We start from the raw sequence: 26,708 nt of genomic DNA, 5'->3' as shown, positions 1-26,708 counted from the left end.
GCGGCTGCGGTCACCTGGCACGTGCCGCACCGGCCCGGGAATCGCTCAACGACCAGACCGCGCCTCTTCGGAGAGTTCATGGGCATGGGCGTGGACTCGCCTCAGCAGCCCCGCCAGCTGGGCCTGTTCCTTGCCGGTCAGGGGAGCGAGCAGGTCCCGCTGGACGGCCATGGCCTCACCCTGCAGCTCCGCGAGCGCCTTCCGACCGGCCGGGGTGGAGGTGACGGTGACACGACGACGGTCGGTGGTGTCACGAGCCCGGTCCACGAGTCCGACGAGTGCGAGATCGTCCACGATCTTCACCATGTCGCTCCGGTCGATCCCCAGCCGTGCCGCCAGTTCCCGCTGGACATGGGGGCCGAAATCGACCAGCGCCGACAGCACCGCCATGTGCCAGAGCTTCAGATCACGCTCGGCCAGCCGCGACGCCAGCCGGCTCCGCGCGGCCTTGCCGGTCTTGGACAACAAATATGTCGTGAGTCCCAGGAGGCTGGGCGGGGTCTCGCTCATCGACGACATCTTAGGCCTCGACCAATGATAGGTACTCACCCACTGATCCGAGTACGTCATGGGCGCCTCGCGTTCGCGCCTGCCGGTCGACGAGTCCACCAGGCGCTTCCGCTTCCACGATGCGGTGCCGCCCGCTCCCGCGTGGGGGCGGCACCGGACGGTTGCAGCCGTACCGAGCGATGCGAACCCGGGTGGCAGCTGTCCACACCCTGCCGGAACACCGCAGCCGGGACGCAGGTGCGCCGCCGCGCTCCGCCCGCGTGCGGCCGGGTCAGCGCATGTCGAAGACGAGACGCCCCGGAACCTTGCCTGCCAGCACGTCGTCGATCGACGTGTTGATGTCCTCGAGCGCTCGGCTCTCGCGGACCACACGTGTACGACCGAGCCGGTGCAGCTGGAACACCTCGGCAAGATCCTCACGGGTTCCGACGATCGAACCGATGACCTTCTTACCGTTCAGCACCGTGTCGAAGACGGGCAGTTCCAGCTTGCCTTCGGCGGGCAGTGCCACCAGTACGAGCGTGCCTCCCCTGCGCAGAGCACCGTACGCGGCAACGAACGACTCATTGCTCACCGCCAGCGAGATGGCCGCGTCCGCCCCACCCAGCCACTGCGTCTCCTCCGTAACGTCCTGAACCCGGGCATCGATGACGTGGTCGGCGCCCAGTTCACGGGCAAGCGCCAGCTTCTCATCGGTGACGTCGACAGCGATCGTCTCGGCGCCGAAGATGCGCGCGTACTGCAGGGCAAGATGCCCCAGGCCGCCGATGCCCGAGATGAGCGCGCGTGTCCCCGGGCGCGCGCCGGACAGTTTCACGGCCTTGTACGTGGTGACGCCCGCACAGGTCAGCGCCGCCGCGTCCAACGGGTCGACGCCGTCGGGGACCGGCACCACATATGTTCCGTGCGCCAGCGCGTACTCGGCATGGCTGCCGTCCACGGAGTAGCCGCTGTTCCGCTGCTTCAGACAGAGCGTCTCCCAGCCGGTGACACAGTGGTCACAGCGTCCGCACGCCTCTCCGAGCCAAGGGATGGCCACCCTGTCCCCCACCACGAGATGGGAGACCTGCGCACCGATCGCCTCGACGACACCGATACCCTCGTGCCCCGGTACGAACGGCGGATCAGGCTTGACCGGCCAGTCGCCCCGCGCCGCGTGGATGTCGGTGTGACACAACCCGGAGGCCTCCATCCGCACCAGCACCTGATGGGCGGCGGGCGACGGCACGGGCCTCTCCTCGACCACCAGCGGCTCTGCGAAACTGCGGACAACGGCGGCTTTCATGGACACTCCTCCGCTTCGTTCGGGCAGATCGGGCACGTCCGGCGGATCAGCCACCGCCCGAGGCCGCGGAGGTGACAGAAGCCTCGGAACAGGCTATTCGGGATGGCTGGTTTTCGCTTCTCCGATCCGCTCTCGCCCCACTCCCCCGCCCCCGCCCTTCTTCGGGGCCTGGTGCCCAGCGCCGTGCGTCCGATCGCCGATGCCCGAGCGCGGGCCTCGCAGCCCGCGCGTGCCGCTACCCGCGAGCCCAGTCACGCATGGCGGCCCGTGAGGAGAAGGCGGCAACATCCTTGTCGAGCGGCTGGTCGGTGTACTGGTGAATGCGCCAGGACGCCTTGATCCTGGGCTTGCCCGCAGCCGCGTAATCGGCTATCCACAGGCCGTCCCCGGCATACGAAGTCGTATCGTGATTCAGCCAGAAGTAGCGATTGCAGTACAGCAGAACCTTGTGGTGAGGACGCAGTCGCTTGACCTCTCGGATGAAGCGGTCCTTTTCGGCATTGCTCGCCCGTGTGCCCTCGCCGTTCTCCTCCCAGTCGACGGCGAGCAGGTCCCCTTCCTTCTCCGGGGCCTTGCTCAGGAAGTACTCCGCCTGAGCCGTGATGTTGCCCGGCCAGAGAAAGTGGTAGAAGCCGACCACGCACTCCGCGTCCCTGGCACGTTTGACCTGTGAGTTCAGTTGCGGATTGATGTACGAACGGCCCTCGGTGGCTTTGATGAGGACGAAGTCCAGTCCGTCCGTGTCGAAGGACGACTGATACGAGCTGACATCGATGCCATGCAGCATGGGCACCCCTCCACATGGGCACGGTGATTCCGGTTGTCTTCCTGTAGGTGCCCGCAGCCACCCCGTCCCATCCTTCCGGTGAACGAGCGAATCGTTTTGCCAATACCCGGAATAGGGACATGCGGAGGATGGTTGGTGAAGCGGCGAGAGCTCACCACGTACCGCACGCACCATCGGAAGGTCGGATCCATGAAGATCGGCATCATCGGAGCGGGCAACATCGGCGGCAACCTCACCCGGCGCCTGACCGCGCTCGGCCATGACGTCTCCGTCGCCAACTCGCGCGGTCCGCAGACGCTGGCCGCGCTCGCCGAAGAAACCGGAGCCACACCGGTCACCGCCGCGGAGGCTGCTCGGGGAGCGCAGGTCGTCGTCGTCACCGTCCCCCTCAAGGCCGTCCCCCTTCTGCCCTCAGGGTTCCTGGCCGAGGCTGCGGAGGGGGCCGTGGTCATCGACACCGGCAACTACTACCCGCAGCAACGTGACGGCCGCATCGGCGCGATCGAGGACGGTCTGCCGGAAAGCCGTTGGACCGAGCAGCAGATCGGCCACCCGGTGATCAAGGCATTCAACGGGACGTACGCACAGGACATCCTGGACAACGGCCGCCCGAAGGGCAGCCCGGGTCGTCAGGCGCTGCCGGTGGCCGGCGACGACGCGGCGGCCAAGCAGGTCGTGCGCGACCTCATCGACGAACTGGGCTTCGACACCGTGGACGCGGGCAGCCTCGACGAGTCCTGGCACCAGCAGCCCGGCACGCCCGTCTACGGGCACCAGGGCGACGCCGAGGCCGTGACCAAGGCACTCGCCGCAGCTTCCGCGGAGCGCACGGCGGAATGGCGCGCCTGATGTGACGGGGCGTCGCCGGTCGACGGGGTCGCCCCGTGCCCACCCGGCACCCTTGGGGGACGCGATGCGACAGCCCGGCCCGTCTCCGAAGCCGAGACGGCTCCGGAGACGGGCCCGTTGCTACTGGTCGTCGCCCGGACGGGGCGGAAGACTGTCCATGAAGGAGCTCACGGAGAAGACCGCGCGCCCGGCCCCCGGCGGCCCGTAGCCAGGAGGCGAACTGAGCCCGTACTCCTCCATGGTCGCGCGGTAGGCGTCGAGCAGGCGGATGTGGTACTCCAGCGGCGCCCCGTCCGGATTGGTCCTGCCGAGCGGGGTGGTGGGTTCCGGGCACCAGGTAGTGAAGCGCGGGGTGATGCCGTGCGACATGAAGAACCGCAGGCCTTCAGTGGTCGATTCGATGGCTTCCTTCACCGTCGTGAAGCCGAAGGGTTCTGCCATCTCCACACCCGCGACGAAGTTGGGGATGACATTGCGGGGACCGAAGACCTCTGCGGAGTCCAGGATTCGGCGGTGCCACTCGTCGCGCCCCACGTAACGCTCCTTGCCGGGGCAGTAGAGCTCGAAGAGCCGACGGTCCCACACCTCGTAGTTGGGGTGGTAGATCTGGACGCCGTAGTCGTGGAAGCGCTGCACGTCGGCCTTGGGCAGAGCCTGGGCGACGACCTTGCCGATCCAGCGGCCGGGGAAACGCTCCTCGATGGCCTTGGCGTACTGCCCGTAGAAATCAGCCTCGTCACGGCCCCCGATGTGGGAGGTGATCGCACCGCCGGTGAGGGTGTAGGCGGTGGACGTCTTCGCGGTGTCGTACTTGTCGATGATGGCCAGTGCCTCCAGGACCTCCTCCACCGGCTTCACACCGGTGTAGGGGCGTCCCGCCGCCTTGTGCTGGCGCCAGTTGTGGTTGATGTCGCAGTACTGGCACTCCTCCTTCGCGCCGAAGTACTGGCAGACCCGGAATACCGTCAGGTAGACGAGGTAGCCCCACTGGATGGTGGGCGCGACCTCCATCACGGACTTGCCGTTCTCCAGGGTGTGCCGGTAGTAGTCCGGCATCGGCGGCAGGCCGACGTCGGAGATCCGCCGGCCGTCGAGGTAGAGCCCGAGCACGCCGTCGTCATCGGCAGCGACGCGGTACGGGGACGCCGGATTGACCCGTACCGACACCACGGTCCTGCGCAGTTCGTACGGGCCGCCGGTGAGCACGATCTCCTCCGGCGGGCGCCGGAGCGCGGCAGCGCCCAGCTCGGGGAGGGTTCCGTGGTCGAACGAGAAGATGAAGTACGACTTCGGCTTGACCTCGCCACTCTCGTTGTCGCTGAGCGCGGACTCGTCGAACGCGACGCCGCCGCGCAGCAGGTCCTCCTTGATGACGGCTTCCCGGGGCACGTGCGGGAACTGCTCCATCAGCCGCTCGATCAGGTGGGTGCGGCTCCCGTCGGCGCGATTCCGCTCCGTGCGGCTGAGGTCGGTGCTGCTGGACATGTGCGGGACTCCTCGGTCCGGTCGTCGAAGGCGTTCCGGGTACGCCGCAGTGTGCAACGAACCACAAGCTCCGGTGGTGCCCCACGGTCGAGGCCGGTGCACCCGGGTGCGGCGCGGATGGTGTCCGGGTGCCCGATGGCGGCGTCCGGCTGCGGAATCACCGCTTCCAGTGCGTGGGGCGACTCAGCGAGGGCGGGAGCTTCGTCGCCGCGTCACCCCTGGCCGCGTTGAGCTGCGCCTGCGTGAGAAAGAGGCTTCCGGTGAGGTCGGCGCCGGACAGGTCGGCATCCCTGAAGTCGGCCCCGATCAGATCGGCCAGACGCAGATCGGCACCCGTGAGGTCCGCCGCGATGAGATACGCACCACGCAGATCGGCGCCCCGGAGATCGGCACCCTTGAGCCTGGCGCCGATGAGGTCCGCGCCGCGGTAGTCGCGCTTTTTCCTGCGGGGCGCCGTGGCTCGGACGAGTGTGCTGGTACGGAGCAGGAGGGCGGCGACGTCGTCACGGTGGGCTGCCACGTCCACCTCCGTGAACGCGTCCGCCGGGAGGTGGGTGAGGCGCTCCGTCTCGTCGAGGCTGCGACGGATCTCCCCATGGAGGGAGCGTGCTGATTCCAGGGACAGCGCTTCCGTCAGGTACCAGAGGAGCTCGTGGAGCTGTCGCATGACGGGGAACACCTGGAACATCTGCTGAGCGGTCCCGGGGGCCCGGCGCCAGTCCTGCCCGCCGAAGGTCTCTACGGAGACCCTCTGACCGGCTCCGAAGCAGTCGTAGACGGTGCAGCCCTGGAAGCCCTGGGCCCTCAGTTCGGTGTGAATGCCGCAGCGGAAGTCCTCCCGCAGGTTGTGGCAGGGCTTTCCGGCATCCTTGTTGATCGCGAAGTCCGCGGACCGGGTCAGGGTCAGTGCGACGCAGCACAGACCGAAGCAATTCGCACAGTCGGCGCGAAGCGCGTCACGGTCGGCGCGACCGGCGCCGGGGCCTTGGACATGGTCGGGCACGGTGTGTGGATCCTCCGGGCTGGGGAAGGGGTGCGGAACTGCCGGACGGTCAACCCTAGCGGGATTCGTCACCCGTACGCGCCGATTTCATGATCGCTCCCGGGGGCTCCGGCACCCGTAGCGTCCTTCTCGCCCTGTCACTTCGGCGAAGAGAGCGCCTCTTCATGCCCCGGGAGCTCGGCCTGGAGCCGCGTCACTGATGTCCACGACAGTGCTGCAGGACTACGACCGTCATGGCCTCGTGTGGGCGCTGGACCCGGCCTCGGACTGCTCGTCCCGGCCTCCGGCCGCTGTCATGGCTTCGTCCATGTCCTGCCGCACGGCACCGGCACCTTCGCCGCCCTGTACGCCGACGATGCTGCTCTGTGGCTCCAGTTCGGTGAACGCCGGTGGGACGGTGAAGAGACCACATCGCCGGGCCGTTCTGCGCGATCACTATCGGCGGGGCTTCGCCCCCGTGTAGCGCTGTGACCGGAAGGGCATGCCGGGCTCAGAGGGCCCGATCCGGTCCGGAATCCGTGCGCGCGACAATGGTGGGTGTTGCATCTTTCTAGGAGGTGTCCACGGACGTGGCGGACTCACCAGTCGGCGACATCCCTGCCCGGCGGGTACTCACGGCTCCGGCATGCCTGGCCGCTCGGTGGAACCGTGACGGGCGAGCACGGCGTGGGGCTGCTGCAGATGCGCGGCATGAACAAGGAACCGGGCTCCGCGGCGCTGGGCATGCACCACGTGGTGAAAGCTGCGCTCGACCCGCACGGCATCCTCGACCCGGGCAAGGTCCTCGGCGGCGTCGGGTCGTCGCCGTCCGGTGAAGGCGACGCTCCGCGGGTGTCACCGGGGGCCGTCGGGTGCGGTGGTGTCGGCATGATTCGGGTCGACAGACCGGCCGCGTCGGAGCCGGTGTCAGTGGGTCGACGCACACTGGCAGCAGTACGGCACGGGCGGAGGGGCGCTGATGGACAGCGAGAACGGGACCGGTTTCGAACCGGCCACCGGGGACGGGCCGACGGCCCCGGTACCGGACGCGAGGCGGGCCGCTTCGGTTCGTACGGCGTTCGAGGGAATGCTGCAGATCCGGCGGCTGACGAACACCGGGCTCGACAGCCCGGAGAGCGTACCCGCGCGATGGGAGACCCTCCGGCCGATACGTGCCATCGCCCTGACCCTGGAGGCATCGGGTCTGGCCTCCTCGGCCGTTGACGAGTCAGGCCTGCGGATCGCGACGGGCTATCGTCTGGAGCACGGCGAGTCGGCGGGCAGCGTAAGGGTCGAGTGGCTCGGCCCGCCCGGCAGCGGGGCCGCCCACGCGGAGGAGAGCGAGTTGGCCCGGTGCGCCGCTGTGCTGCGGGAGTTGGGCTGGACAGTGTTGCTGTACCGCGGGCCACGCCGAAGAAAGTTTCTGGAGGTCGAGCCACCGGCCGGTGTCGGACCACCGAACGGCGACTAAAGACCTCTCGTTCGGACCATGCCGGGCTCGCGTGCCCCGGCACCGCGCCGCATGGACCGGCATTGTCAGACCCATGGGGGATGCTGGTGGGTCCGACACCTCTGACCGGGAGATGCTGAGATGCGCAATGACGAACTCGCCGCGGCCCAGGCGTATGTCCGACTGCTGCAGGCCACTCGGGCGGCGCTCGCGGAGCCTGACGAAGGTCCCATGTACATGCCTATGCTCGCCTCGCCGATCGCGGAGGCCGACGGCGCGCTGGAGCGTGCGGGGCTCTGCGGCAACGAATCCCGGTTCTTCGATCTGGTGCGCTCACTTCAACCGAGCATGTCCGGCCGCGGTCGCTGAACGCACCCGTCGAACAAGGCCGCTGGACGGCATCGCCGTCGCGGTGCCCTCCGGCGCCGGACGGACGGGCAGGGCCGGCCCCGTCCGGCGGTGCGCGGACGGGGAGAGGGCGGCCCGAGAACGGCCGACGGTCCAACATTCCAGGGGCTGCCGGTCCTGAGTCGTCGCGCCGTCGCTCTTCACCTCGCCCCACCGATGCGCCACCATGCTCTGAATCGAGTCGGCGAACCCTGCACCCTCTGAGCCGTCCCGAGCGCGATCGACAGTGATCGGCCCGGGCCGAACCCGCCGCGCGATCGGCTCCACGCCGGACCTGCTGACCGCGCGCTGAATTGATTCAAGCCGGCGAGAAGCAACCGGGGGCACCCGACTGCTAGCTTGAGGCTTGACCGAAGGCCAACCGCAAACCTAGCGTACGTTCCAGGTGAAACGATTCATGCGCCGTTCGAACGACCACGGTCGCTGGATGACTCCGCTTGCGAGGTGTTCATGTCTGATGTGTCGGCCGTCAAGGCAGCCCTGAAGTCCCAGGTGATCGAGACGCCGTCGTGGGGATACGGAAACTCCGGGACGCGGTTCAAGGTGTTCGCGCAGCCGGGAGTGCCTCGCGACCCGTTCGAGAAGCTGGAGGACGCGGCACAGGTGAACGCGTTCACGGGTGTGGCGCCGAAGGTGTCATTGCACATCCCGTGGGACAAGGTCGAGGACTACTCCGCACTCACCCGACGCGCCGCCGATCTCGGGCTGCGGATCGGCGCGATCAATTCCAACGTCTTCCAGGACGACGACTACAAGCTGGGGTCGGTCACGCATCCCGACCCGAAGGTACGCCGCAAGGCCACGGACCATCTGCTCGAATGCGTCGACATCATGGACGAGACCGGTTCCCCCGATCTCAAACTCTGGTTCTCCGACGGCACGAACTATCCCGGGCAGGATGACATCGTGGCCCGTCAGGACCGGCTCTCCGAGGCATTGGCCGAGGTGTACGGGCGACTGTCCGACGACCAGCGGATGCTCCTGGAGTACAAGCTGTTCGAGCCCGCGTTCTACACGACGGACGTGCCGGACTGGGGCACGGCGTACGCGCACTGCCTCGACCTCGGTCCCAAGGCTCAGGTCGTGGTGGACACCGGACACCACGCGCCGGGCACCAACATCGAGTTCATCGTGGCCTTCCTGCTGCGTGCGGGGAGACTCGGCGCCTTCGACTTCAACTCACGGTTCTACGCCGACGACGATCTGATGGTCGGCGCCGCCGATCCGTTCCAGTTGTTCCGGATCATGCACGAGGTGGTGAAGAACGGCGGCATGAAGTCCGAGACGAACGTCAACTTCATGCTCGACCAGTGCCACAACATCGAGGCGAAGATTCCTGCCGTGATCCGGTCGGTCGCCAATGTACAGGAAGCGACCGCCAAGGCCTTGCTCATCGACATGGACACACTGAGCACCGCTCAGCGATCCGGAGACGTCCTGGCCGCGAACGGCGTCCTGATGGACGCGTACAACACCGACGTCCGTCCGCTGCTCGCCGAGGTACGTGAGGAGCTCGGCCTGGCCAGGGATCCGTTCGCCGCGTATCTCGCCTCGGGCAATCAGGAGCGCATCGCCGCCGCGCGGGTCGGTGGCGTGCAAGCCGGCTGGGGTGCCTGAGCCCCAGCCGACTCCCCCGTACACCCGTCCGCACGGTTCCGCCCGACTGCGACCACGAAGGAATCCCATGACGCCCGCGACGCACCCCGAAGTCGCCGCCCTCTTGGAGCGAGCCCATCGGCTCGGATCCGACGCCCGCAACACCAACTACGCGGGGGGCAACACGTCCGTCAAGGCCACCGGCACCGACCCCGTCACCGGCGGCGAGACCGAGCTGCTGTGGGTCAAGGGATCCGGAGGCGATCTCGGCACGCTCACCGAGGCAGGTCTCGCCGTGCTGCGCCTGGACCGGGTCCGCGCCCTCAAGACCGTGTATGCGGGGGTGGAGCGCGAGGACGAGATGGTGTCCGCGTTCGACTACTGCCTGCACGGCAAGGGCGGTGCCGCGCCCTCCATCGACACGGCGATGCACGCGCTGGTCGATGCCGCGCACGTCGATCATCTGCACCCGGACTCCGGGATCGCGCTGGCGTGTTCGGCCGACGGCGAGAAGCTCACGGCGGAGTGTTTCGGTGACAAGGTGGCCTGGGTGGGCTGGCGCAGGCCCGGGTTCCAGCTCGGCCTGGACATCGCGGCGGTCAGAGCGGCCAACCCGCGGGCCGTCGGTGTGATCCTCGGTGGCCATGGCATCACGGCCTGGGGCGAGACCTCGGACGAGTGTGAGCGCAATGCTCTCTGGATGATCCGCACAGCCGAGACATTCCTTCAGGAGCGGGGCCGGGCAGAGCCGTTCGGGCCCGTGTGGGCGGGCCGGGAGCCCCTCGCCGCGGATCAGCGCCGCGAACGTGCCGCCGCGCTCGCACCGCTGATCCGCTCTCTGGCTTCCACCGACCATCCGCAGGTGGGCCACTTCACCGACGCCGCGCCCGTCCTGGAGTTCCTGTCCCGTACGGAGCACCCACGACTCGCCTCGCTGGGCACGTCGTGCCCGGATCACTTCCTTCGGACGAAGGTGAGCCCGCTCGTCCTCGACCTGCCCGCGGACGCCCCACCGGCCGAGACGGCGACGCGCCTGAAGGAGTTGCACGGCCGGTACCGGGAGGCATATCGCGCGTACTACGAGCGTCATGTCGCTCCCGCCTCCCCCGCGATGCGCGGCGCGGACCCGGCGATCGTGCTGGTGCCCGGGGTCGGCATGTTCTCCTTCGGCAAGGACAAACAGACCGCTCGGGTCGCCGGGGAGTTCTACCTCAATGCCATCAACGTGATGCGTGGCGCCGAGGCCGTGTCGACGTACGCGCCGATCGAGGAGTCCGAGAAGTTCCGGATCGAGTACTGGGAGCTGGAGGAGGCCAAGCTGCGCCGGATGCCCGAGGCCAAGCCGCTGGCCACACGGGTGGCGCTGGTCACGGGGGCGGGGTCCGGTATCGGCAAGGCCATCGCGCACCGGCTGGTCGCGGAAGGGGCGTGTGTCGTCGTCGCCGATGTCGACGCACGGAGCGCCGCCTCGGTGGCGCAGCAGCTCGGCGGGCCGGACAGGGCCGTCGCGGTGACCGTCGACGTGACGCGCGAGGAGCAGATCGCCGAGGCGTTCAAGAGCGCGGTGCTGGCCTTCGGCGGTGTGGATCTGGTCGTGAACAACGCCGGCATCTCGATCTCGAAGCCGCTGCTCGAAACCACGGCCCGGGACTGGGACCTCCAGCACACCATCATGGCGCGCGGATCGTTCCTCGTCTCGCGTGAGGCCGCGCGGGTGATGCGGGAGCAGAACCTCGGCGGCGACATCGTCTACATCACGTCGAAGAATGCGGTGTTCGCCGGCCCGAACAACATCGCCTACTCGGCGACGAAGGCCGATCAGGCTCACCAGGTACGGCTTTTGGCGGCCGAGTTGGGCGAGCACGGGATCCGGGTGAACGGCGTCAACCCCGACGGGGTGGTGCGTGGATCGGGAATCTTCGCGGGTGGCTGGGGTGCCCAGCGTGCTGCCACGTACGGCATCGAGGAGGAGAAACTCGGCGAGTTCTATGCCCGACGGACCATCCTCAAGCGTGAGGTGCTCCCGGAGCACGTCGCGAACGCCGTCTTCGCGCTGACCGGCGGGCACCTCACGCACACGACCGGCCTCCACATCCCCGTGGACGCCGGTGTGGCCGCGGCGTTCCTTCGATGACCTCTCCCGCTCCGACGACCCGGATGAGAGTTCCATGCCTGTGACGTCACGAAGCGGCACGGTCTTCGCGGCCGTGGACCTCGGTGCCACCAGCGGCCGGGTGATCACCGGCCGGGCCGGGCCCGACGAGCTGGTACTGACCGAGGCGCACCGCTTCCGCAATGTCCCCGTCCGGCTGCCGGACGGGCTGCGATGGGACGTGCTCGCCCTGTACCAGGGGATGCTGGACGGTCTGCGGGCGGCGGCGCGTGGCGGACCGCTCACCTCGATCGGCATCGACACCTGGGCGGTCGACTACGGCCTTCTCGATGCCGACGGAGCGCTGCTCGGGTTGCCGTTCCACTACCGCGACAGCCGTAACGGCAAGGCCGTCGAGCAGGTGCTGGCCGAATGCGGGGCGCAGGAGTTGTATGCCGTCAACGGGTTGCAGCATCTGCCGTTCAACACGGTGTTCCAGCTCGCGGCACATCGTGCGACTGCCCAGTGGGGTGCGGCACGGACGATACTGTTGATCCCCGACCTCATGGTGCACTGGCTGACCGGCACGCTGGGCGCGGAACTCACCAACGCCTCGACGACCGGCCTGTTGGACGCGTCCACCGGGACCTGGTCCGATGCGTTGATCGGCCGGCTGGGTCTGGAGCGTTCCTGGTTTCCCGCGTTGCGTGAGCCGGGTGAACCGGCGGGGACACTGTTGCCGCATGTTGCCGAGTACACCGGTCTTCCCGCCGGTACGCCGGTGACGACCGTCGCCTCGCACGACACGGCGTCGGCGGTCGCCTCGGTGCCCGCGACCGAGCCCGGATCCGCCTATGTGTCCTGCGGTACATGGTCGTTGGCCGGCCTGGAGCTGTCGGCTCCGGTTCTGACGGAGGAGTCCCGCGCGGCGAACTTCACCAATGAGCGTGGGGTGGACGGCACCATCCGTCACCTCCGCAACATCATGGGCCTATGGCTGCTCGAGGAGTGCCGCCGCGCCTGGGGCAGGCGGGGGACGGTTCCGGGCCTGGCGGAACTGCTCGCGGAAGCGGCCCGTACCAGGCCGTTCGCCGCGGTGATCGACCCCGACGACGAGATGTTCCTTGCCCCGGGTGACATGCCGTCGCGGATCGACGCCCACCTCGTGCGGAGCGGGCAGGTGCCGCCCGACAGTCCTGGTGGGTATGTGCGATGTGTACTGGAGAGCCTGGCCCTGGCTCATCGCAGGACGCTGCGGCAGGCCGCCGGCCTGGCGGGGCGGGAACTGACCCGGATCCATCTCGTCGGCGGGGGTTCGCGCAATGCGCTGTTGTGTCAGTGGACCGCCGACGCCACCGGGCTGCCCGTTACGGCCGGTCCCGCCGAGGCGACGGCGCTCGGCAACATCCTGCTGCAGGCGCGCGCCCATGGCCTGGTGGGCGACCTCATGGACATGCGACGACTCGTCGCGCGGACCCAGGAATTGCGCCATTACACCCCTCAGGGAGATCAGCGGGCCTGGGACCGGGCTGCCGCAAGGCTGGCACCCGTCCGAGCTCTGGACACCCGGGCAGCGCGCCCGGCCCCCTCCGGAGGTACCTGGGCCCTCGATGGACGACGAAGGAAGAATTCCCAATGATGTTGTCAACCCCGGTCGGTGACGCCTTGTGACTGGGCTTACCCGCGTCCGTCCCCGCCCACAGTTCGGGCACCGGAGCCTCCTTCGTCGTTCTCCTGTGCTGTCCCAGCAGACGACCTCGCCGTCACGTCCATACGAGCGACTCGGTTTCGCGCATCCCGATCAGCAGTCGAATCGTCGCGGGATGCCAGGCGGCCAATCCTTTCAAGCCACGAACGCGGCACCCGCATGACAGCCACACCCGGCATCCCTGGGAGTCCCGATCTTACGAATGATCGCGATCAACCCACGAAGAAAGGTATGGAAGCTCATGACTGATGTCTCTTCCGCCGTGCCCGGCGGCGCGCTCGCCCGCACGGCGCGACGTCGCACCCGAGTCGGTCTGGTTTCCGGTGGACTCGGCGCGTACTGGCCGCAGTTCCCCGGTCTCCTCGACCGGTTGCGGAAATCCGCGCGCTTCGTGACAGGACGCTTCGAGGAGCTGGGTTGCGAGGTCGTCGACGCAGGCTTCATCTCCGACCCTCCGGAGGCCGCCACGGCGGCTGAACGGCTGCGCAGGGCCGACTGTGACATCGTCGTGACGTTCCTGACGACGTACCTCACGGCCTCGATGGTCCTTCCCATCGCCCAGCGCACCCACACTCCGGTACTGGTCATCGACCTCCAGCCGACCGAAGCGATGGACCACGCCGACACCGACACGGGCAAATGGCTGGCCTACTGCGGACAGTGCCCGTTGCCGGAGATCGCCAATGTGTTCCGGCGCAGCGGCATTCCCTTCCGTTCCGTATCCGGCCATCTGCACGACGAGAACGCCTGGAGCCGCATCCGCCGCTGGATCTCCGCCGCGCAGGTGCGGGGCGCGATGCGGCACGGCCGGCACGGGCTGATGGGCCACCTCTATCCCGGGATGCTCGATGTCTCCACTGATATGACGCTGGTCTCGGCCCAGTTCGGCGGGCATGTCGAAGTCCTCGAATTCGACGACCTGCGGGTCCGCGTCACCGACGTGACGGACGAGGAGGCGGTCGAGCGCGTCGCGGTGGCGCGTACGGTCTTCACCCTCGACGACTCCGTCGACGAGGACGATCTCGCGTGGGCCGCCCGGGTGTCGGTCGGACTGGACCGGCTCGTCGAGGACTTCGGACTCGACAGCCTCGCGTACTACCACCGTGGGCTGGAGGGCGAGATCCACGAACGGCTCGGCGCAGGCATGATCCTCGGCGCGTCGCTACTGACGGCCCGGGGCGTCCCGATGGCCGGGGAGTACGAGCTGCGCACCAGCCTCGCCATGCTGATCGCCGACACCATCGGCGCCGGCGGCTCCTTCACCGAGCTCCAAGCCCTCAACTTCCGCGACCGCGTCGTCGAGATGGGCCACGACGGCCCCGCCCACCTCGCGATCAGCGCCAAGGATCCGCTGCTGCGGGGGCTGGGTGTCTACCACGGCAAGCGCGGGTGGGGAGTCAGCGTCGAGTTCGACGTCAAGCACGGCCCCGTCACCACGTTCGGCATCGGTCAGGAAGCCGACGGCACCTTCGCGTTCGTCGCCTCCGAGGGCGAAGTCGTCCCAGGGCCTCTGCTGGAGATCGGCAACACCACCTCCCGCGTCGACTTCGGCTTCGACCCCGGTGAGTGGACCGATGCCTGGTCCGCGACCGGCATCGGTCATCACTGGACGCTCTGCACCGGTCACCGTGCCAAGGAGCTCAGGGCCGCGGCCGATCTGCTCGGCCTGCCGTTCCGTACCGTCACCGGCCCGAACGATCTCTGAGCCGGTCCGCGGTCCCCGCCGCTCCCCATCCGTTCCGGTCCTCGCCAACCGTTCCGGTGCGACACGCCCCGTCGCGGACCGTCTCGGTCTCAGTCCGTCACACGGGGGCCGTTGTCCAGGCCGAGTTCACGGTCACCCAACGACGCGAAGAATTGCGCGACGTCGGCCTCGGTGACCTCGGCCAGGCCGGCCGGGCTCCACCGAGGACTGCGGTCCTTGTCGATGATCTGTGCACGTACGCCCTCCACCAGGTCGGGCCGAGTGAAGGCGGTGCAGGATGTCCGGTACTCCTGGTCGAGCACCGCTTCCAGGCTGTCGAGCCGTCGGGCCCTGCGCAGGGCCGCGAGGGTCACCTTGAGCGCGGTGGGTGACTTGGCCAGGATCGTTTCGGCGGACTCCTTGGCGGCGGGAACACCGCTGTTGTCGAGCCGGGCGAGGATCTCCTCGACCGAATCTGCCGCATAACAGGAATCGATCCACTCCCGGTGCGTGGCCAGTTCACCTTCCGGCGCGGGTGCGGCATGGCACCGGACGGTCTCCTCGACCTCGGCTGCCGTTCCGCAGGCGGCGAGCTCCGTGGTGAGCCCGGCAAGGGTCTGCGACGGTACGAAGTGGTCGGCGAGCCCGCAGAGCAGCGCGTCACTCGCGCCGACCGCGTCCGAGGTGAGCGCGAGATGGGTACCGAGCTCGCCGGGCGCGGCGCTGAGCAGGTGCGTCCCGCCTACATCGGGGACGAAGCCGATGCCGGTCTCGGGCATGGCGATGCGCGAGCGTTCGGTGACGACACGGACGTCGCCGTGGGCCGAAACACCGACGCCACCACCCATCACGATGCCGTCCATGATCGCGACGTACGGCTTGGGGAACCGCGCGATGCGGGCGTTGAGCCGGTACTCGTCGCGCCAGAAGTCCAATGAGGCGCCGCCGCCCGCGCGGGCGTCCTCGTGGATCGACCGGATGTCGCCCCCCGCACAGAGACCGCGGTCCCCGGCTCCGGTGATCAGGACGGCGGCAACGGTGTCGTCGGCCTCGGCTTCGGCGAGTGCTTCGTCGATGCGCAGCACCATGGCGTGGTTCAGCGCGTTGAGGGCGCGCGGGCGGTTGAGGGTGATGTGGCGGATGCGTCCCTCGGTGTGCAGCAGAACAGGATCTTCGTGGTTCATGAATGTGCTCCGGTCAGCCCCTGTACGGTATCGCCCGCCGCTCGCGAACGATCTTCCGCTGTCATTCTGCGGGGCACGTCGTGGGACCGGGCAACGGGGGTGCGAAGGCCGTCCGTGCCGGGCGTCGCCCCGTTCCCACCGGGGTCCACCTGGCAGCCCGCCGGAACCGGCTCGACACTTGAGGCACCCGTGAGGAGTGTGCCGCCTCGTGAACGGGGCGGCACACCCCCGGCCGACGGTCCCGATACGGTCCCGCAGCAGGACCGTTGGCCTACGTCAGTGCTGTGCGGTACGACGCTTGCGCACGGACCACATGATGCCGCCACCGGCCAGCAGGACGGCCACAGCCGCTCCGGCGATGATCGGGGTGGCGGACGAGGAACCCGTCTCTGCCAGGTCCGACGACCCGGGGCTCGAAGAGGCTGCCGCGGGTGCGGATTCCGAAGCCGCCTCGCTGGGCGTGGCACTGCCGACGGGTGCCTGCGACGGGGTCCCCTCGGACGGTGCGGGCGTCGGGGTGTCCTCGGAGGGCGCGGGCGACGGGGTCGTGCCCTCGCACACCGGTGCCTGCTTGGTCTCGTCGCGCGAGAAGTTCTCTCCGTCGCCCGCCTTGACGACGAGGTGAACCGTCAGTTCCTTGTCGTGCTCGGGCAGCTCGAGCTTCTTGTGGAACTCCCTGCCGAAGGCCTCGGTGGGCAGGAGGTCCTTGCCGTCGACCGTGACGGTCACCTGGTTGGTGACGTTGCTGTTGTAGGCGGTCAGGTCGAGGCTCACCTCGGAACAGGTCACGGCCCAGGTGGGTGTGTGAGCTGCGGCCGGGCCGGCGGAGAGGACCGCGCCGGTCAAGCCGACCACCGCAGCGGCCGCGAGTGTCCCCGCGGCACGCAGCGATCTCCTGGGTATGGTCATGAAATTCTTCCTCCGCATATGTTTCATCGCCCGAATGGCGGTGGGGCGCACAGTACTGCCCCTGCCGACGGTGCGCGTACCCGCCCCATGGCGCATCCGAAGTCACAACCGAGCCCCCGTCGCAAGGGGTTGGGATATGACGGACACGGCGTGCGAAGGGGGGCACTCGAGTTGCGGTGCGAACGAGTAGCAGCTACCTGCGCGGAGCGGACCGAGGGGCGGTCAAGAGGGTTCGGTCGGTGGCCGGTCGGTGGTCACAAGGGTTGCCGAGCGGACCGCCGTACGGTGTCACAGAGTGCGGTGCATGATGTGCAGTCCGACGAATCCCTGCGCCGGATGGTTGAACCCCTCGGGCAGGGTTCCCAGGATTTCGAAGCCGAGCGACCGGTAGAGCCCTACGGCGTGGGTGTTCGTCTCGACCACGGCGTTGAACTGCATGGCTCGAAATCCCGACGAGCGGGCCCAGTCGAGCGTGTAGACGCACAAGGCCCGGCCCACACCCTGCCCGGAACGCCGGGGATCGACCATGTAGCTCGCGCTGGCGATGTGCCCGCCATTGCCCATATGGTTGTTGTTCATCTTTGCCGTGCCGAGGATCGTCCCGGCGTCGTCGACCGCGACCACCGCTCGGTTCGGTGACCTGAGGAGCCACCAGGAGCGGGCCTCGTCCTCACCGAGATCGAGCGGATAGGTGAACGTCTCGCCCGCGGCCACGATTTCATGGAAGAACGGCCAGATCGCAGGCCAGTCCTCGGCGGTGGCTTCTCTGATCAGCATAGGGACCAGGATGTCGACGCCGGACTCCTGGCGCGAGTCGTTTACCGGCGAGGCCGTCGAGGCGTGCGCCTGCGCAACCCCAACCGGGCGAGCAGCCCAAGTGCGTGTTCCGGCAATGCTGCAGGCACTGGAACAGGTCCGGAATCGGGCCCATCCACCGGATCGGAATCGCGCACGGGACCGAGAACGGATTCGCGCTCGGCCACCCGTGCGGTGCCGAATGCCGACGCGGGCTCGGTGACCGGGGTGGGTTCACACGCGGGAGCGTGGTCACGCCCCGAGGCAGGTTCGGCGTCGCAGCCGGCCACGGAACGGCAGTCGGCCCCGACGTCGACTCCCGGTTCAGGTCCGTCATCGCTCTCGAACCCGCGCACACCATCAGGCCCTCGCCCATGCACACGGCCGAAGCGGGGGCGCCGTTCGTCACCCGGCCGCGGAGCCTGTCGAGCTTCCCGGGCGTGGTCCAGCTCCATGATCAGACCGACCCGCCGCCACAGCATCTCGTCCGGTTCGTCGGCCTGCATCAGGCGTGCCTGGGTCTCCCGCGCCATGGGCGATCCCGTTGGCCCGAAGGCCGGTTCGGGCCGGATCCTCGCGAGGTAGGCACGCTCGTACGGATCATCGACCACCTCGGCCAACTGCACCGGATCCAGGGTGCCGGCGAGCACCGCCGCGCGGGCCCAGGGATCCTCCAGGGAGCTCAGCAGCCGTTCGACCCTGCGCGAGCGCCAGTCGCGCGCACGACAGTCGGCACCTCCCTCCAGCCGGCCACGCACCCACTCCGGGCTCTTCCCCACCAGAAGCCGGGGTTCGCGGACGGCGAACTCCACGAGCTCCTGGGCGAGATAGAGCCAGACCACCGTCCGGTACCGGTTGAGATAGAAGGTGATCGGCGTGAAGCATCCCGCGCGGGCCAGTCTGGTGAAGCGGCCCGGACTGATCCCCAGCAGTTGAGCCCCCTCCGCCGTCCCGACGGTACGCACCCGCTCCCGCAGGACCTCCGGGAACCCCTCCTGCGACCGCAGCCGGTCGACCTCCTCCCGACGGACCCTGGGCCTTCCGCCGCCCTGCTGCACCAGCACACGGACCAGACCCATGTGGACCGCGACGGCGAACTCGCCGCGCTTCAGCTGAAGCTCCTGAGCCGCCGTGCCCACAGCCATCGTGCGCGCGGTCTCCCGACACACCGTTTCGGTATCGCTCATGGTGCACTCCCCGTGAGATTTGGTTACTCTCTGTGAGTACCGTAACTCGGGGAGATACCGCCCGCACGACCTGTGGACAACTCCCGTCCGCCGGTCAGGCAGGGTCGCTTCCTGCGCTTCCCGCCTGCCTCGCGGCGACACCGAGATGTTCGCCGACCCGGTTGACGAGCAGCGTCATCTCGTACGCGACCTGGCCCACATCGGCCTCGGCCGCGCTCAGCACACACAGGCAACTGCCCTCGCCCGCGGCCGTCACGAAGAGCAGCGCCTCGTCGAATTCCACCATGGTCTGCCGAGCCTTCCCGGCCCGGAAGTGGCGCCCCGATCCGCGCGCGAGGCTGTGCAGGCCGGACGACACCGCGGCGAGATGCTCGGCGTCCTCGCGTGCCAGGCCCGTGCTCGCACCGGTCACCAGTCCGTCGTTCGACAGCACCAAGGCGTGCCGTATGTGCTCGACCCTGCTCGTGAGATCGTCAAGAAGCCAGTCAAGTCCCCTGTCCAGCGCCATTTCCTCGCTCCTCCCCGCTCATGCGTTCCCCGTGCCCCACGTTTCACGTAAGCCTTGCGCACTGGTCATGTACGGGCAAGCACTCTTTCGTCATGTGGCCGGGTCCGGGCCCCTGTCGGGCGACGGTCGGCCGGGGACGGAGCGCTCGGGCCACCCCGTTGAGGTCCGCTCCCGTTCCCTCTCCGGCGAACGGCCCGCGGACGGCAGACGTCCGGCGCCTACACTGGAGACTTCGGGCGCGAGCAGTCGGCCCACGCTGACAGGGAGAGCAAGAGTGTCGACAGCTGCCGACGGCGGTTTCACGGATCCGCCCGCGGAGGTACTGGTGGAGGCGGCCGCCGCCTTCGGCCTGCTGGCGACACCTGCGCGGCTGCACATCGTGTGGGCCCTCTCCCAGGGCGAGAGTGATGTGACCGGCCTCGCGGACCGGGTGGGCGGCACCCTGCCGTCGGTGAGCCAGCATCTGACGAAGCTGAAACTGGCCGGTCTCGTACGGTCACGGCGCGAAGGCCGTCGGCAGGTGTATCTGGTCGACGACCCCGATGTGGTGACCGTCGTCCGGTTGATGGTCGGCCAGCTCGCCGCACGCGCCGGACACACGCCCGAGCAGCCCGTACGCCTCCGTGAGCTCGGTGCCTGAGAGCAGTGCCGCCGCAGGTCCCGGCAGCACCGACCCCGATGACCCGTCCGCCGTCGTCGTGCCGATAGCGAGCGCGGCGGCCGGCCGGAGCGCCGCCGCCGATGTCGCGCCGCCCACGCCGTCCGTCGCCGGGCCGACCTCCCTGCAGGTTCTCCGTTCACTCGACAGCGGCCCTCGGGGGCTGCAGGAGACGCAGGCGGAGGAACGGCTGGCCCGGTTCGGCGAGAACACCTTGCCGGCCTGGCGTCCGGTCTCCTGGCCCCGCCGTTTCATTCGCAGCCTGCGGGATCCGTTCACCTCGGTGCTCCTCTGCCTGGGCCTGGTCTCCGCGGCGGTGGCCTCATGGGGCACGGCCTCGGTGACGCTGGTGCTCGTGGTCGTCAGCTGTGTGTTGCGCTCCGCGGAGGAACATCGGGCCGACCGCTCCACGGCCGCGCTGCGGGAGCTGGTGGCGACCACCGCGACCGTGCTGCGCCGCACCGGACCGGATGCCGTGCCGTGGGCGCGTGAGCTGCCGGTCGGGGAGCTGGTGCCGGGCGACGTGATCCGCCTCGGTCCCGGAGATCTCGTACCGGCCGATGTACGGCTGCTGCGCGCGAGCGGCCTGACCGTGCATCAGTCGGCCCTCACCGGCGAGTCGGCACCGGTCGCCAAAGAGCCCGTCGACGCTCCGGACCGGGACCGGTCGCCCGGCGCCGGGCCCGGTGGCGAGGCCGGACTGTTCGCGCGGCCAGAGCTGTGTTTCCAGGGCAGCAGCGTGGCATCCGGCAGCGGTACGGCGGTGGTGACGGCCACGGGCGCGGACACCCGGTTCGCCGCCGCGTACGACCGTTCGGCGCGCCACCGCGGCACGAGTGCGTTCGACCGTTCGGTCCAGGGCATCTCCTGGACGCTGATCCGGTTCATGCTGCTCACTCCGCCCCTGGTGCTGATGGCCAACGCGGCTCTGCGCGGCCGCGGTCTGGAGACGTTGCCGTTCGCCGTCGCGGTGGCGGTGGGTCTGACTCCGGAGATGCTGCCGGTGATCGTCACGACGGCGCTGGCCCGGGGCGCTTCGCTGCTTGCCCGCAACCGCGGAGTGATCGTCAAACGGCTGCCGGCCCTGCATGATCTCGGCGCGATCGATGTGCTGTGTCTGGACAAGACCGGAACGCTCACCCAGGACAGGCCCGTCGTCGAACGGTCGCTGAACGGAGCGAACCAGTCCGATCCAGAGGTACTGCACTGGGCCGCGGTCAATGCGCTGTGGACGCTGCAGCTCGCTGATCTGCCCGCAGCCGACGCACTCGACGAGGCGGTGCTGGATGCGGCCGAGGAGCAGGAGGAGGCACTGTCCGCGTACGACGGTGTGGCCGCACTGCCGTTCGATCCGGTGCGGCGGCTGGGCACCGCCGTCGTACGCAGTCCTGGGAGGCTCGGTGTCCACACCCTCGTCACGAAGGGGGCGGTGGAGGCGGTGCTCGACCGCTGTTCCCTGGACGACGACGAACGGGACCGGCTGAGGGCCCTGGCCGCCCGTGAGTCCGCGAACGGCCTGCGGCTGCTCGCGGTGGCCCGGACCGAGCGGCCCGCCCGACTCGGTGCGTACACGGCGGCCGACGAGCGGGGGCTGACCTTCCTCGGTTTCGTCGCTCTGCGGGACGCGCTCACGCCGAGCGCCGCGGAGGCCCTGGGCGTGCTGGAACACCGGGGCGTCTGTGTGAAGGTCCTCACCGGCGACGATCCCGGGACGGTCGCCCGCGCCTGCCGGGACCTGGGCCTCGACCCGGGCGAAGTCGTCTCCGCGGCTCGGATCGACGCGCTGTCGGACGAGGAGTTGGCGGATGCCGCCGACCGGGCCACGGTCTTCGCCCGCTGCACGCCGGAGCACAAGGCCCGGATCGTCTTTGCGCTGCGTGCCTCCGGGCACACCACCGGTTTTCTCGGCGACGGCGTCAACGATCTGCCCGCGATGCACGCGGCCGATGTCGGCATTTGCCCGCGCAACGCGGTCGACGTGGCGCGGGAGACCGCCGATGTGGTGCTCGCCGAGAAGGATCTGGCGGCCATCGATCACGCGATCACGGCGGGCCGGCACTGCAGCGGCAACATCGCCACGTATCTGCGCATCACGCTCTCGTCGAACCTCGGCAATGTCATCGCGATGCTCGCCGCGGGGCTGATGCTGCCGTTCCTGCCGATGCTTCCCGCGCAGGTCCTGGTGCAGAACCTGTGTTTCGACGTGGCGCAGCTCGCGTTCGCGTTCGACCGGCCGGCACCCGCGGTGCTGCGGCGGCCGACGGTGCTGCGGCCGCGCGACTTCCTCCGTTTCATCACCGGGTTCGGTCTGCTGAACGCCACTGCCGACCTGGCGACATTCGCCGTGCTGGCCTACGCCTTGCACGGTTCGGCGACGACGGGCGGGCAGGAGGCCTTCCACTCGGGGTGGTTCACCGAGAACCTGCTCACCCAGGCCCTGGTGATGCTGCTGCTCCGTACGGGCCGCCGCTCCGCCGAGGGGCGCAGCGGGGGGCCGCTCCGCGTCGCCGTGTGCGGACTCGCCGTGGTCGGCCTGGTGCTGCCGCTCACCCCACTCGGGCCGCTCCTGGGCATGAGTGCGCTGCCACCGCTCTATTACCTGTTGCTGGCAACGGTCCTGGCTCTGTACGCGTACGGATTGTGGGCGGCCCGGGCCCGCTACGAACGGAAGTGGAGGTACTCATGACCTCGCCAGGCATCGGCCACTCCGGGTCCGGCACCCGCCCCGGCGCCGGTGGCGGACAGGTGGTGTGTGCTCGCCGCGCCACGATCGACGATGTGCCCGCGCTGGTGCGGCTGCGGGGGCTGATGCTGGCCGACATGGGAATCGAGACCGGGGACGCCGACGCCCCATGGCGGGCGGCCTCCGCGCGGTGGTTCACCGAGCAGATGCGCCGCCCTGATATGTTCGCCGCGTTCCTCGTCGACGACCCCGAGCTCGGCACCGTCTCCAGCGCGGTCGGGGCGTGCGATGCGCATGCCCCCAGCCCGGCCAATCCGAGCGGCCTGCGCGGGCATGTGTCCAATGTCAGCACCGACCCTCGTCGGCGCCGCCGCGGGCACGCCCGTGTCTGCCTCGAAGCCCTGCTCACCTGGTTCCGTGAGGAGACCCGGGCCATGGTCGTCGATCTGAACGCCACGGGGGACGGTGCCGCGCTGTACGAGTCGTACGGCTTCACGGCCCCCCGGCACCCGGCGTTGCAGCTTCGGACGGGACGAGCACCGCGCTGAGCGCCGTGGTCCCGCTCCTGCCCTGGGGGATGCCGGGCGACCCTCCGCCCCGCCCTTCCCCGTCATCGCCCACCCCGTCCATCCGGCTTCCATGGGGGAAGACGCGCCCCATCCACCCCATGGTTGTACAGTTGCGCAATGTGACAAGTATTGCTGCTCGACTGGATCGCCGGACCTGCCCACAGCCAGCCTGAGGCACCGTCCGCCGATGCCGAGCGAAAACAGCGGTCAAAACACCGAAAGGAAGGGCGGGACGTAGATGTTGCGCAATGGTCTCGAACCCTGGCACCTGCTGATCGTGGCGATTGTGGTGATCGTGCTGTTCGGCTCGAAGAAGCTGCCGGACACGGCCCGCGCCCTGGGCAAGTCCATGCGGATCCTGAAGAGTGAGGCGAAGGCCATGAAGGAGACCGACACCAGCCCCGGAACCGAGCCCCGCGCTTGAAACACCGGCCCGCCGACGTACGGCGACACCCTCGCCGCCTTCACTTCAGGAATTGCGCAATCAAGGGAACCGGGAGCGCGGCACCGTCGTTGACCCGGGTGACGGCCGAAGAAGCGCCGATCATCGCAGCACCGAAGCTCTGGACCACTGGATCAATGGAGGAAGTTCATGGGTGTGAGCCTGGCCAAGGGCGGCAACGTCTCCTTGTCGAAGGAGGCGCCCGGCCTGACCGCGGTGACGGTCGGCCTGGGCTGGGACGTGAGGACGACGACGGGCGCGGATCACGACCTGGATGCGAGTGCTCTGCTGTGCTCGGACACCGGCAAGGTACTCTCCGACCTGCACTTCGTCTTCTACAACAACCTCGCGAGCCCGGACGGTTCGGTGCAGCACACCGGGGACAATCTGACCGGTGAGGGCGAGGGCGACGACGAGTCCATCAATGTGGATCTCGCGGCTGTCCCGGCGAACGTCGCGAAGATCGTCTTCCCGGTCTCCATTCACGACGCACAGAGCCGCGGGCAGAGCTTCGGCCAGGTCCGCAACGCGTTCATCCGCGTGGTGAACCGGGCGAACGGCGTCGAGCTGGCGCGTTACGACCTCAGCGAGGACGCCTCGACCGAGACTGCCATGGTCTTCGGCGAGCTGTACCGGCATGGCGCGGAGTGGAAGTTCCGCGCGGTCGGCCAGGGGTACGCCTCGGGCCTGGCCGGTATCGCGTCCGACTACGGGGTCAATGTCTGACCCCGTGGACCTGCACGGGCACTGAGCGCCGGCCTCTCCCCTTGTCCCCGTCGGCGGGGCAGGGGGAGAGGCCTGCGTGTTCCGCGTACGTGCCCTCGTGTCGCCGCACCGCATCGCGCCGCGGTGTACTTCTCGTACTCGGCCTCCGCGCCGCTCCGGTCGACGGTCACTGCCCGACGTCACGGCCCGTTTCGCCCCGACGGCAACTGCGCGATCATGTCCGCATGACCGATGAGCACACACGCGTCCAGGACTTCTTCACGGCCCGCGCGGCGGACTGGGACACCCGGTTCCCGGACGACGGGCCTGCCTACGCCGCCGGGGTCGACGCCCTCGGGCTGAGGGTGGGTGACGCCGTGCTCGACGCCGGCTGCGGTACGGGGAGGGCGCTGCCCGCGCTGCGCGCCGCCGTGGGAGCGCAGGGCACGGTGCTGGGCATGGACCTCACCGCCGCAATGCTGGACTCGGCGGTACGGGCCGGACGTGACCGGAGCGCGGCACTGATCCTCGCCGATGTCGCCCGATTGCCCCTGCGGTCGCGGTCGCTCGACGCGGTGTTCGCGGCCGGGCTCATCTCCCATCTGTCGCACCCAGGACCGGACCTGGCGGAATTGGCGCGGGTGGTTCGGCCGGGCGGGCGGCTGGCTCTCTTCCACCCCATCGGGCGGGCCGCCCTGGCAGCGCGCCACGGCCGTCCGATCACCGATGACGACCTGCGCGCCGAGCGCAACCTCCGCCCGTTGCTGGCACGTTCGGGCTGGCGGCTCGGCACGTACACCGATGAGGATCATCGCTTCCTCGCCCTGGCCGTCCGAACGCGCTGACCTGCGGGTTCGATTCTCCCACGCCTACTCGGCCGCGTCAGCGGGGCCGCGCTTGTGCGCGACCGGACAGCCTCGGATGCCCGGGGCGGGGAACGTACCGAGCCCGGAGATCCTGTAGCCGCCGGGATAGCCCTTGATCTCCGGGTTCTGCCGGGCGTAGTGCGGGGTTCCACGCGGCGGCAGTAGTCGCACGGCTCGTGCTCTCAGTCGCAGGGCGCCGTGAGTGAGGCCCCGTGCCGCGGAGCTCGGACGTTCGTAGCGGAATGCCCGCAGCAGCGAGTCGTCGAGAAGTGCGAGGGCCGCCTTCCGCGCGACGGAAGCCAGGGGGCGCGGATACCAGGAGCTCATCAGGTCCAGCGTGGCGTCGGAGACGCGGCGTCCGCCTTCGTCCCAGCCGAAGTGCTCCGCCTCGTAGGAGTCGAGGGTGCACTCGAATTCCTCGTATGTCCGAGGCAGGTCCTTGATGCCCATATGAGCGCCCAGGGTGCGGTAGTAGGCGGCGCACGCCCGCAGTTCATGGTCGGACAGCCGACGCCATCCGTAGTCGTCGAGCCATCTCTTCGGAGTGACGACGAAGGTGCACAGCACATAGCGCATATCGTCGTCGCTGATGTCGTAGCTGCGGTGCATCTGATTGATCCGGCGGATGGCCGCGCGTCCCGGGTCACTGTCGAAACCGTGCTCCACGACCGCGTCGAGGAGCAGTGCGGTGTCGTCGTAGCGCTTTTGGGAACGGTCCGTCAGTTCTGCTGTCTCCGCGAGGAGTCGTCCGATGCTGGGGACGGCGTAGGTTCGGTACAGGGCCAGTTCGAGAGCGCGGGTGATGTCCCAGGGAAACTCGTAGGTTGCCGTGATCCGGTAGATGCGGAGGAAGTCCCTTTCCGGATCGAGGCGCTGGATCTCCTTCAGCCGGTCGTACCGCTTCACCGCACCGCCCCCTCTTCTCGGTCGAAGGTCCAACCCTACGTCGAAGGGGAACACCGTGGGTGGCAGGCGCAATGCGCTCAGAGGTTTTCGGAAAGGCGGTCTCCGTGATCGACATCATCGGCAGCTTGCGGAAGGTGGTCTCCCCGGACCGGAAGGACACGCGGCAGGCTCGCTCTCTCGATGAAGGGCGACGCAAGCAGCGCAATCTGTTCGAGGCTGCCGCCACCTATGTCTCGGCGTCCGTGGACGACGATCAGGCCCTGGCCGACGAAGCGAGCGGCTGGGTGTCGCCCGAGGCGCTCTCCTTCGGTGTCAGCGAGCTGGCCTGCCGTGCCGTGATCGCCCTGGCCCGTGAACGCGACGAGTCGCCGCGGGCAGTGGCCCGTACGCTGCTCGGCCTGCCCGCCGACTGAAAAGCGCTCCCTCCGCCGGGCCCCGCGGCGCGTGTCATCCGCTGTCG

The 26,708-nt window shown here is 69.0% G+C and carries 25 protein-coding genes and 1 pseudogene; 15 read left to right on the top strand and 11 right to left on the bottom strand.

What is annotated here, in order from left to right; genetic code table 11:
- Window positions 1-45: 45 nt before the first annotated feature.
- The 3 genes from ACF1B9_RS12365 to ACF1B9_RS12355 form a co-directional block, all read right to left on the bottom strand.
- The gene (locus ACF1B9_RS12365) at window positions 46-510 is read right to left on the bottom strand and encodes a MarR family winged helix-turn-helix transcriptional regulator (RefSeq protein ID WP_391744359.1); all 465 of its coding nucleotides are present in this window, start codon (window positions 508-510) and stop codon (window positions 46-48) included.
- A gap of 271 nt (window positions 511-781) precedes the next feature.
- Window positions 782-1,795: an alcohol dehydrogenase AdhP gene (adhP, locus tag ACF1B9_RS12360; protein WP_391744361.1), complete on the bottom strand. Its 1,014-nt coding sequence runs from the start codon at window positions 1,793-1,795 to the stop codon at window positions 782-784.
- Between the two features lie 235 nt (window positions 1,796-2,030).
- The gene (locus tag ACF1B9_RS12355) at window positions 2,031-2,582 is read right to left on the bottom strand and encodes a glycoside hydrolase family 25 protein (RefSeq protein WP_391744363.1); all 552 of its coding nucleotides are present in this window, start codon (window positions 2,580-2,582) and stop codon (window positions 2,031-2,033) included.
- A gap of 135 nt (window positions 2,583-2,717) precedes the next feature.
- On the opposite strand from ACF1B9_RS12355, the gene ACF1B9_RS12350 reads away from it, so the two are divergent.
- Window positions 2,718-3,431, top strand: a complete 714-nt coding sequence (locus tag ACF1B9_RS12350) for an NADPH-dependent F420 reductase (protein ID WP_391744364.1) — start codon at window positions 2,718-2,720, stop codon at window positions 3,429-3,431.
- A 120-nt stretch (window positions 3,432-3,551) separates the two neighbouring features.
- Here the strand turns inward: ACF1B9_RS12350 and ACF1B9_RS12345 are convergent, their stop codons facing one another.
- Together ACF1B9_RS12345 and ACF1B9_RS12340 are read right to left on the bottom strand one after the other, a co-directional pair.
- Entirely contained in the window at window positions 3,552-4,916 is a 1,365-nt protein-coding gene (locus tag ACF1B9_RS12345; RefSeq protein WP_376221532.1) for a radical SAM protein, read from the bottom strand.
- Between the two features lie 157 nt (window positions 4,917-5,073).
- Window positions 5,074-5,919 (bottom strand): pentapeptide repeat-containing protein, encoded by an 846-nt coding sequence (locus ACF1B9_RS12340; protein ID WP_391744365.1) that lies wholly within the window; start codon window positions 5,917-5,919, stop codon window positions 5,074-5,076.
- Window positions 5,920-6,537: 618 nt separating this feature from the next.
- On the opposite strand from ACF1B9_RS12340, the pseudogene ACF1B9_RS12335 reads away from it, so the two are divergent.
- The 7 genes and pseudogenes from ACF1B9_RS12335 to ACF1B9_RS12305 all read left to right on the top strand — a co-directional run.
- Window positions 6,538-6,705: pseudogene (locus ACF1B9_RS12335) on the top strand (FAD-linked oxidase C-terminal domain-containing protein); the annotation flags it as partial.
- A 172-nt stretch (window positions 6,706-6,877) separates the two neighbouring features.
- Window positions 6,878-7,369 (top strand): hypothetical protein, encoded by a 492-nt coding sequence (locus ACF1B9_RS12330; protein ID WP_391744366.1) that lies wholly within the window; start codon window positions 6,878-6,880, stop codon window positions 7,367-7,369.
- Between the two features lie 120 nt (window positions 7,370-7,489).
- On the top strand, window positions 7,490-7,717 hold the full coding sequence (locus ACF1B9_RS12325; RefSeq protein WP_391744367.1) for a hypothetical protein: 228 nt from the start codon (window positions 7,490-7,492) through the stop codon (window positions 7,715-7,717).
- Between the two features lie 489 nt (window positions 7,718-8,206).
- A complete protein-coding gene (gene rhaI / locus ACF1B9_RS12320; RefSeq protein WP_391744368.1) occupies window positions 8,207-9,373 on the top strand; it encodes an L-rhamnose isomerase in 1,167 nt (388 codons plus the stop codon).
- Between the two features lie 67 nt (window positions 9,374-9,440).
- Window positions 9,441-11,486: a bifunctional aldolase/short-chain dehydrogenase gene (locus tag ACF1B9_RS12315; RefSeq protein ID WP_391744369.1), complete on the top strand. Its 2,046-nt coding sequence runs from the start codon at window positions 9,441-9,443 to the stop codon at window positions 11,484-11,486.
- A 34-nt stretch (window positions 11,487-11,520) separates the two neighbouring features.
- A complete protein-coding gene (locus tag ACF1B9_RS12310; protein WP_391744370.1) occupies window positions 11,521-13,083 on the top strand; it encodes a rhamnulokinase family protein in 1,563 nt (520 codons plus the stop codon).
- 310 nt (window positions 13,084-13,393) lie between these two features.
- Window positions 13,394-14,857: an arabinose isomerase gene (locus ACF1B9_RS12305; RefSeq protein ID WP_391744371.1), complete on the top strand. Its 1,464-nt coding sequence runs from the start codon at window positions 13,394-13,396 to the stop codon at window positions 14,855-14,857.
- An 89-nt stretch (window positions 14,858-14,946) separates the two neighbouring features.
- Here ACF1B9_RS12305 and ACF1B9_RS12300 read toward each other — a convergent pair whose 3' ends face one another.
- The 5 genes from ACF1B9_RS12300 to ACF1B9_RS12280 form a co-directional block, all read right to left on the bottom strand.
- Window positions 14,947-16,020 (bottom strand): enoyl-CoA hydratase/isomerase family protein, encoded by a 1,074-nt coding sequence (locus ACF1B9_RS12300; protein ID WP_391744372.1) that lies wholly within the window; start codon window positions 16,018-16,020, stop codon window positions 14,947-14,949.
- Between the two features lie 276 nt (window positions 16,021-16,296).
- The gene (locus ACF1B9_RS12295) at window positions 16,297-16,929 is read right to left on the bottom strand and encodes an LAETG motif-containing sortase-dependent surface protein (RefSeq protein ID WP_391744374.1); all 633 of its coding nucleotides are present in this window, start codon (window positions 16,927-16,929) and stop codon (window positions 16,297-16,299) included.
- 288 nt (window positions 16,930-17,217) lie between these two features.
- Window positions 17,218-17,706 (bottom strand): GNAT family N-acetyltransferase, encoded by a 489-nt coding sequence (locus tag ACF1B9_RS12290; protein ID WP_391744375.1) that lies wholly within the window; start codon window positions 17,704-17,706, stop codon window positions 17,218-17,220.
- 41 nt (window positions 17,707-17,747) lie between these two features.
- Window positions 17,748-18,911: a DUF6397 family protein gene (locus ACF1B9_RS12285; RefSeq protein ID WP_391744376.1), complete on the bottom strand. Its 1,164-nt coding sequence runs from the start codon at window positions 18,909-18,911 to the stop codon at window positions 17,748-17,750.
- Window positions 18,912-19,005: 94 nt separating this feature from the next.
- A complete protein-coding gene (locus tag ACF1B9_RS12280; protein WP_391744378.1) occupies window positions 19,006-19,419 on the bottom strand; it encodes a roadblock/LC7 domain-containing protein in 414 nt (137 codons plus the stop codon).
- 274 nt (window positions 19,420-19,693) lie between these two features.
- Here ACF1B9_RS12280 and ACF1B9_RS12275 point away from each other — a divergent pair, with 274 nt between their 5' ends.
- The 6 genes from ACF1B9_RS12275 to ACF1B9_RS12250 all read left to right on the top strand — a co-directional run bounded on the left by ACF1B9_RS12275 (window position 19,694) and on the right by ACF1B9_RS12250 (window position 25,321).
- The gene (locus ACF1B9_RS12275; RefSeq protein ID WP_391744379.1) at window positions 19,694-20,059 is read left to right on the top strand and encodes an ArsR/SmtB family transcription factor; all 366 of its coding nucleotides are present in this window, start codon (window positions 19,694-19,696) and stop codon (window positions 20,057-20,059) included.
- Window positions 20,043-22,763 carry a magnesium-translocating P-type ATPase gene (gene mgtA, locus ACF1B9_RS12270; protein ID WP_391744381.1) on the top strand — a complete coding sequence of 907 codons (2,721 nt, stop codon included), beginning with the start codon at window positions 20,043-20,045 and terminating at the stop codon, window positions 22,761-22,763. Before ACF1B9_RS12275 ends, mgtA begins: the two co-directional genes overlap by 17 nt.
- Window positions 22,760-23,308, top strand: a complete 549-nt coding sequence (locus ACF1B9_RS12265) for a GNAT family N-acetyltransferase (protein WP_391744383.1) — start codon at window positions 22,760-22,762, stop codon at window positions 23,306-23,308. Before mgtA ends, ACF1B9_RS12265 begins: the two co-directional genes overlap by 4 nt.
- Before the next feature lie 259 nt (window positions 23,309-23,567).
- On the top strand, window positions 23,568-23,753 hold the full coding sequence (tatA, locus tag ACF1B9_RS12260) for a Sec-independent protein translocase subunit TatA (protein WP_391744385.1): 186 nt from the start codon (window positions 23,568-23,570) through the stop codon (window positions 23,751-23,753).
- 168 nt (window positions 23,754-23,921) lie between these two features.
- Entirely contained in the window at window positions 23,922-24,497 is a 576-nt protein-coding gene (locus ACF1B9_RS12255) for a TerD family protein (RefSeq protein ID WP_391744386.1), read from the top strand.
- Window positions 24,498-24,721: 224 nt separating this feature from the next.
- Window positions 24,722-25,321, top strand: a complete 600-nt coding sequence (locus ACF1B9_RS12250) for a class I SAM-dependent methyltransferase (protein ID WP_391744387.1) — start codon at window positions 24,722-24,724, stop codon at window positions 25,319-25,321.
- A gap of 24 nt (window positions 25,322-25,345) precedes the next feature.
- Here the strand turns inward: ACF1B9_RS12250 and ACF1B9_RS12245 are convergent, their stop codons facing one another.
- Window positions 25,346-26,248 (bottom strand): oxygenase MpaB family protein, encoded by a 903-nt coding sequence (locus ACF1B9_RS12245; protein WP_391744389.1) that lies wholly within the window; start codon window positions 26,246-26,248, stop codon window positions 25,346-25,348.
- A gap of 104 nt (window positions 26,249-26,352) precedes the next feature.
- On the opposite strand from ACF1B9_RS12245, the gene ACF1B9_RS12240 reads away from it, so the two are divergent.
- On the top strand, window positions 26,353-26,661 hold the full coding sequence (locus ACF1B9_RS12240; protein ID WP_391744390.1) for a hypothetical protein: 309 nt from the start codon (window positions 26,353-26,355) through the stop codon (window positions 26,659-26,661).
- Window positions 26,662-26,708 lie beyond the last annotated feature (47 nt).

It is taken from the genome of Streptomyces sp. NPDC014727 (genome assembly GCF_043083485.1).
In the GTDB taxonomy this organism is placed as follows: Bacteria; Actinomycetota; Actinomycetes; order Streptomycetales; family Streptomycetaceae; genus Streptomyces.
Note: the sequence above shows the minus strand (reverse complement) of the source record. Positions and strands in the feature narration are given on the sequence as shown.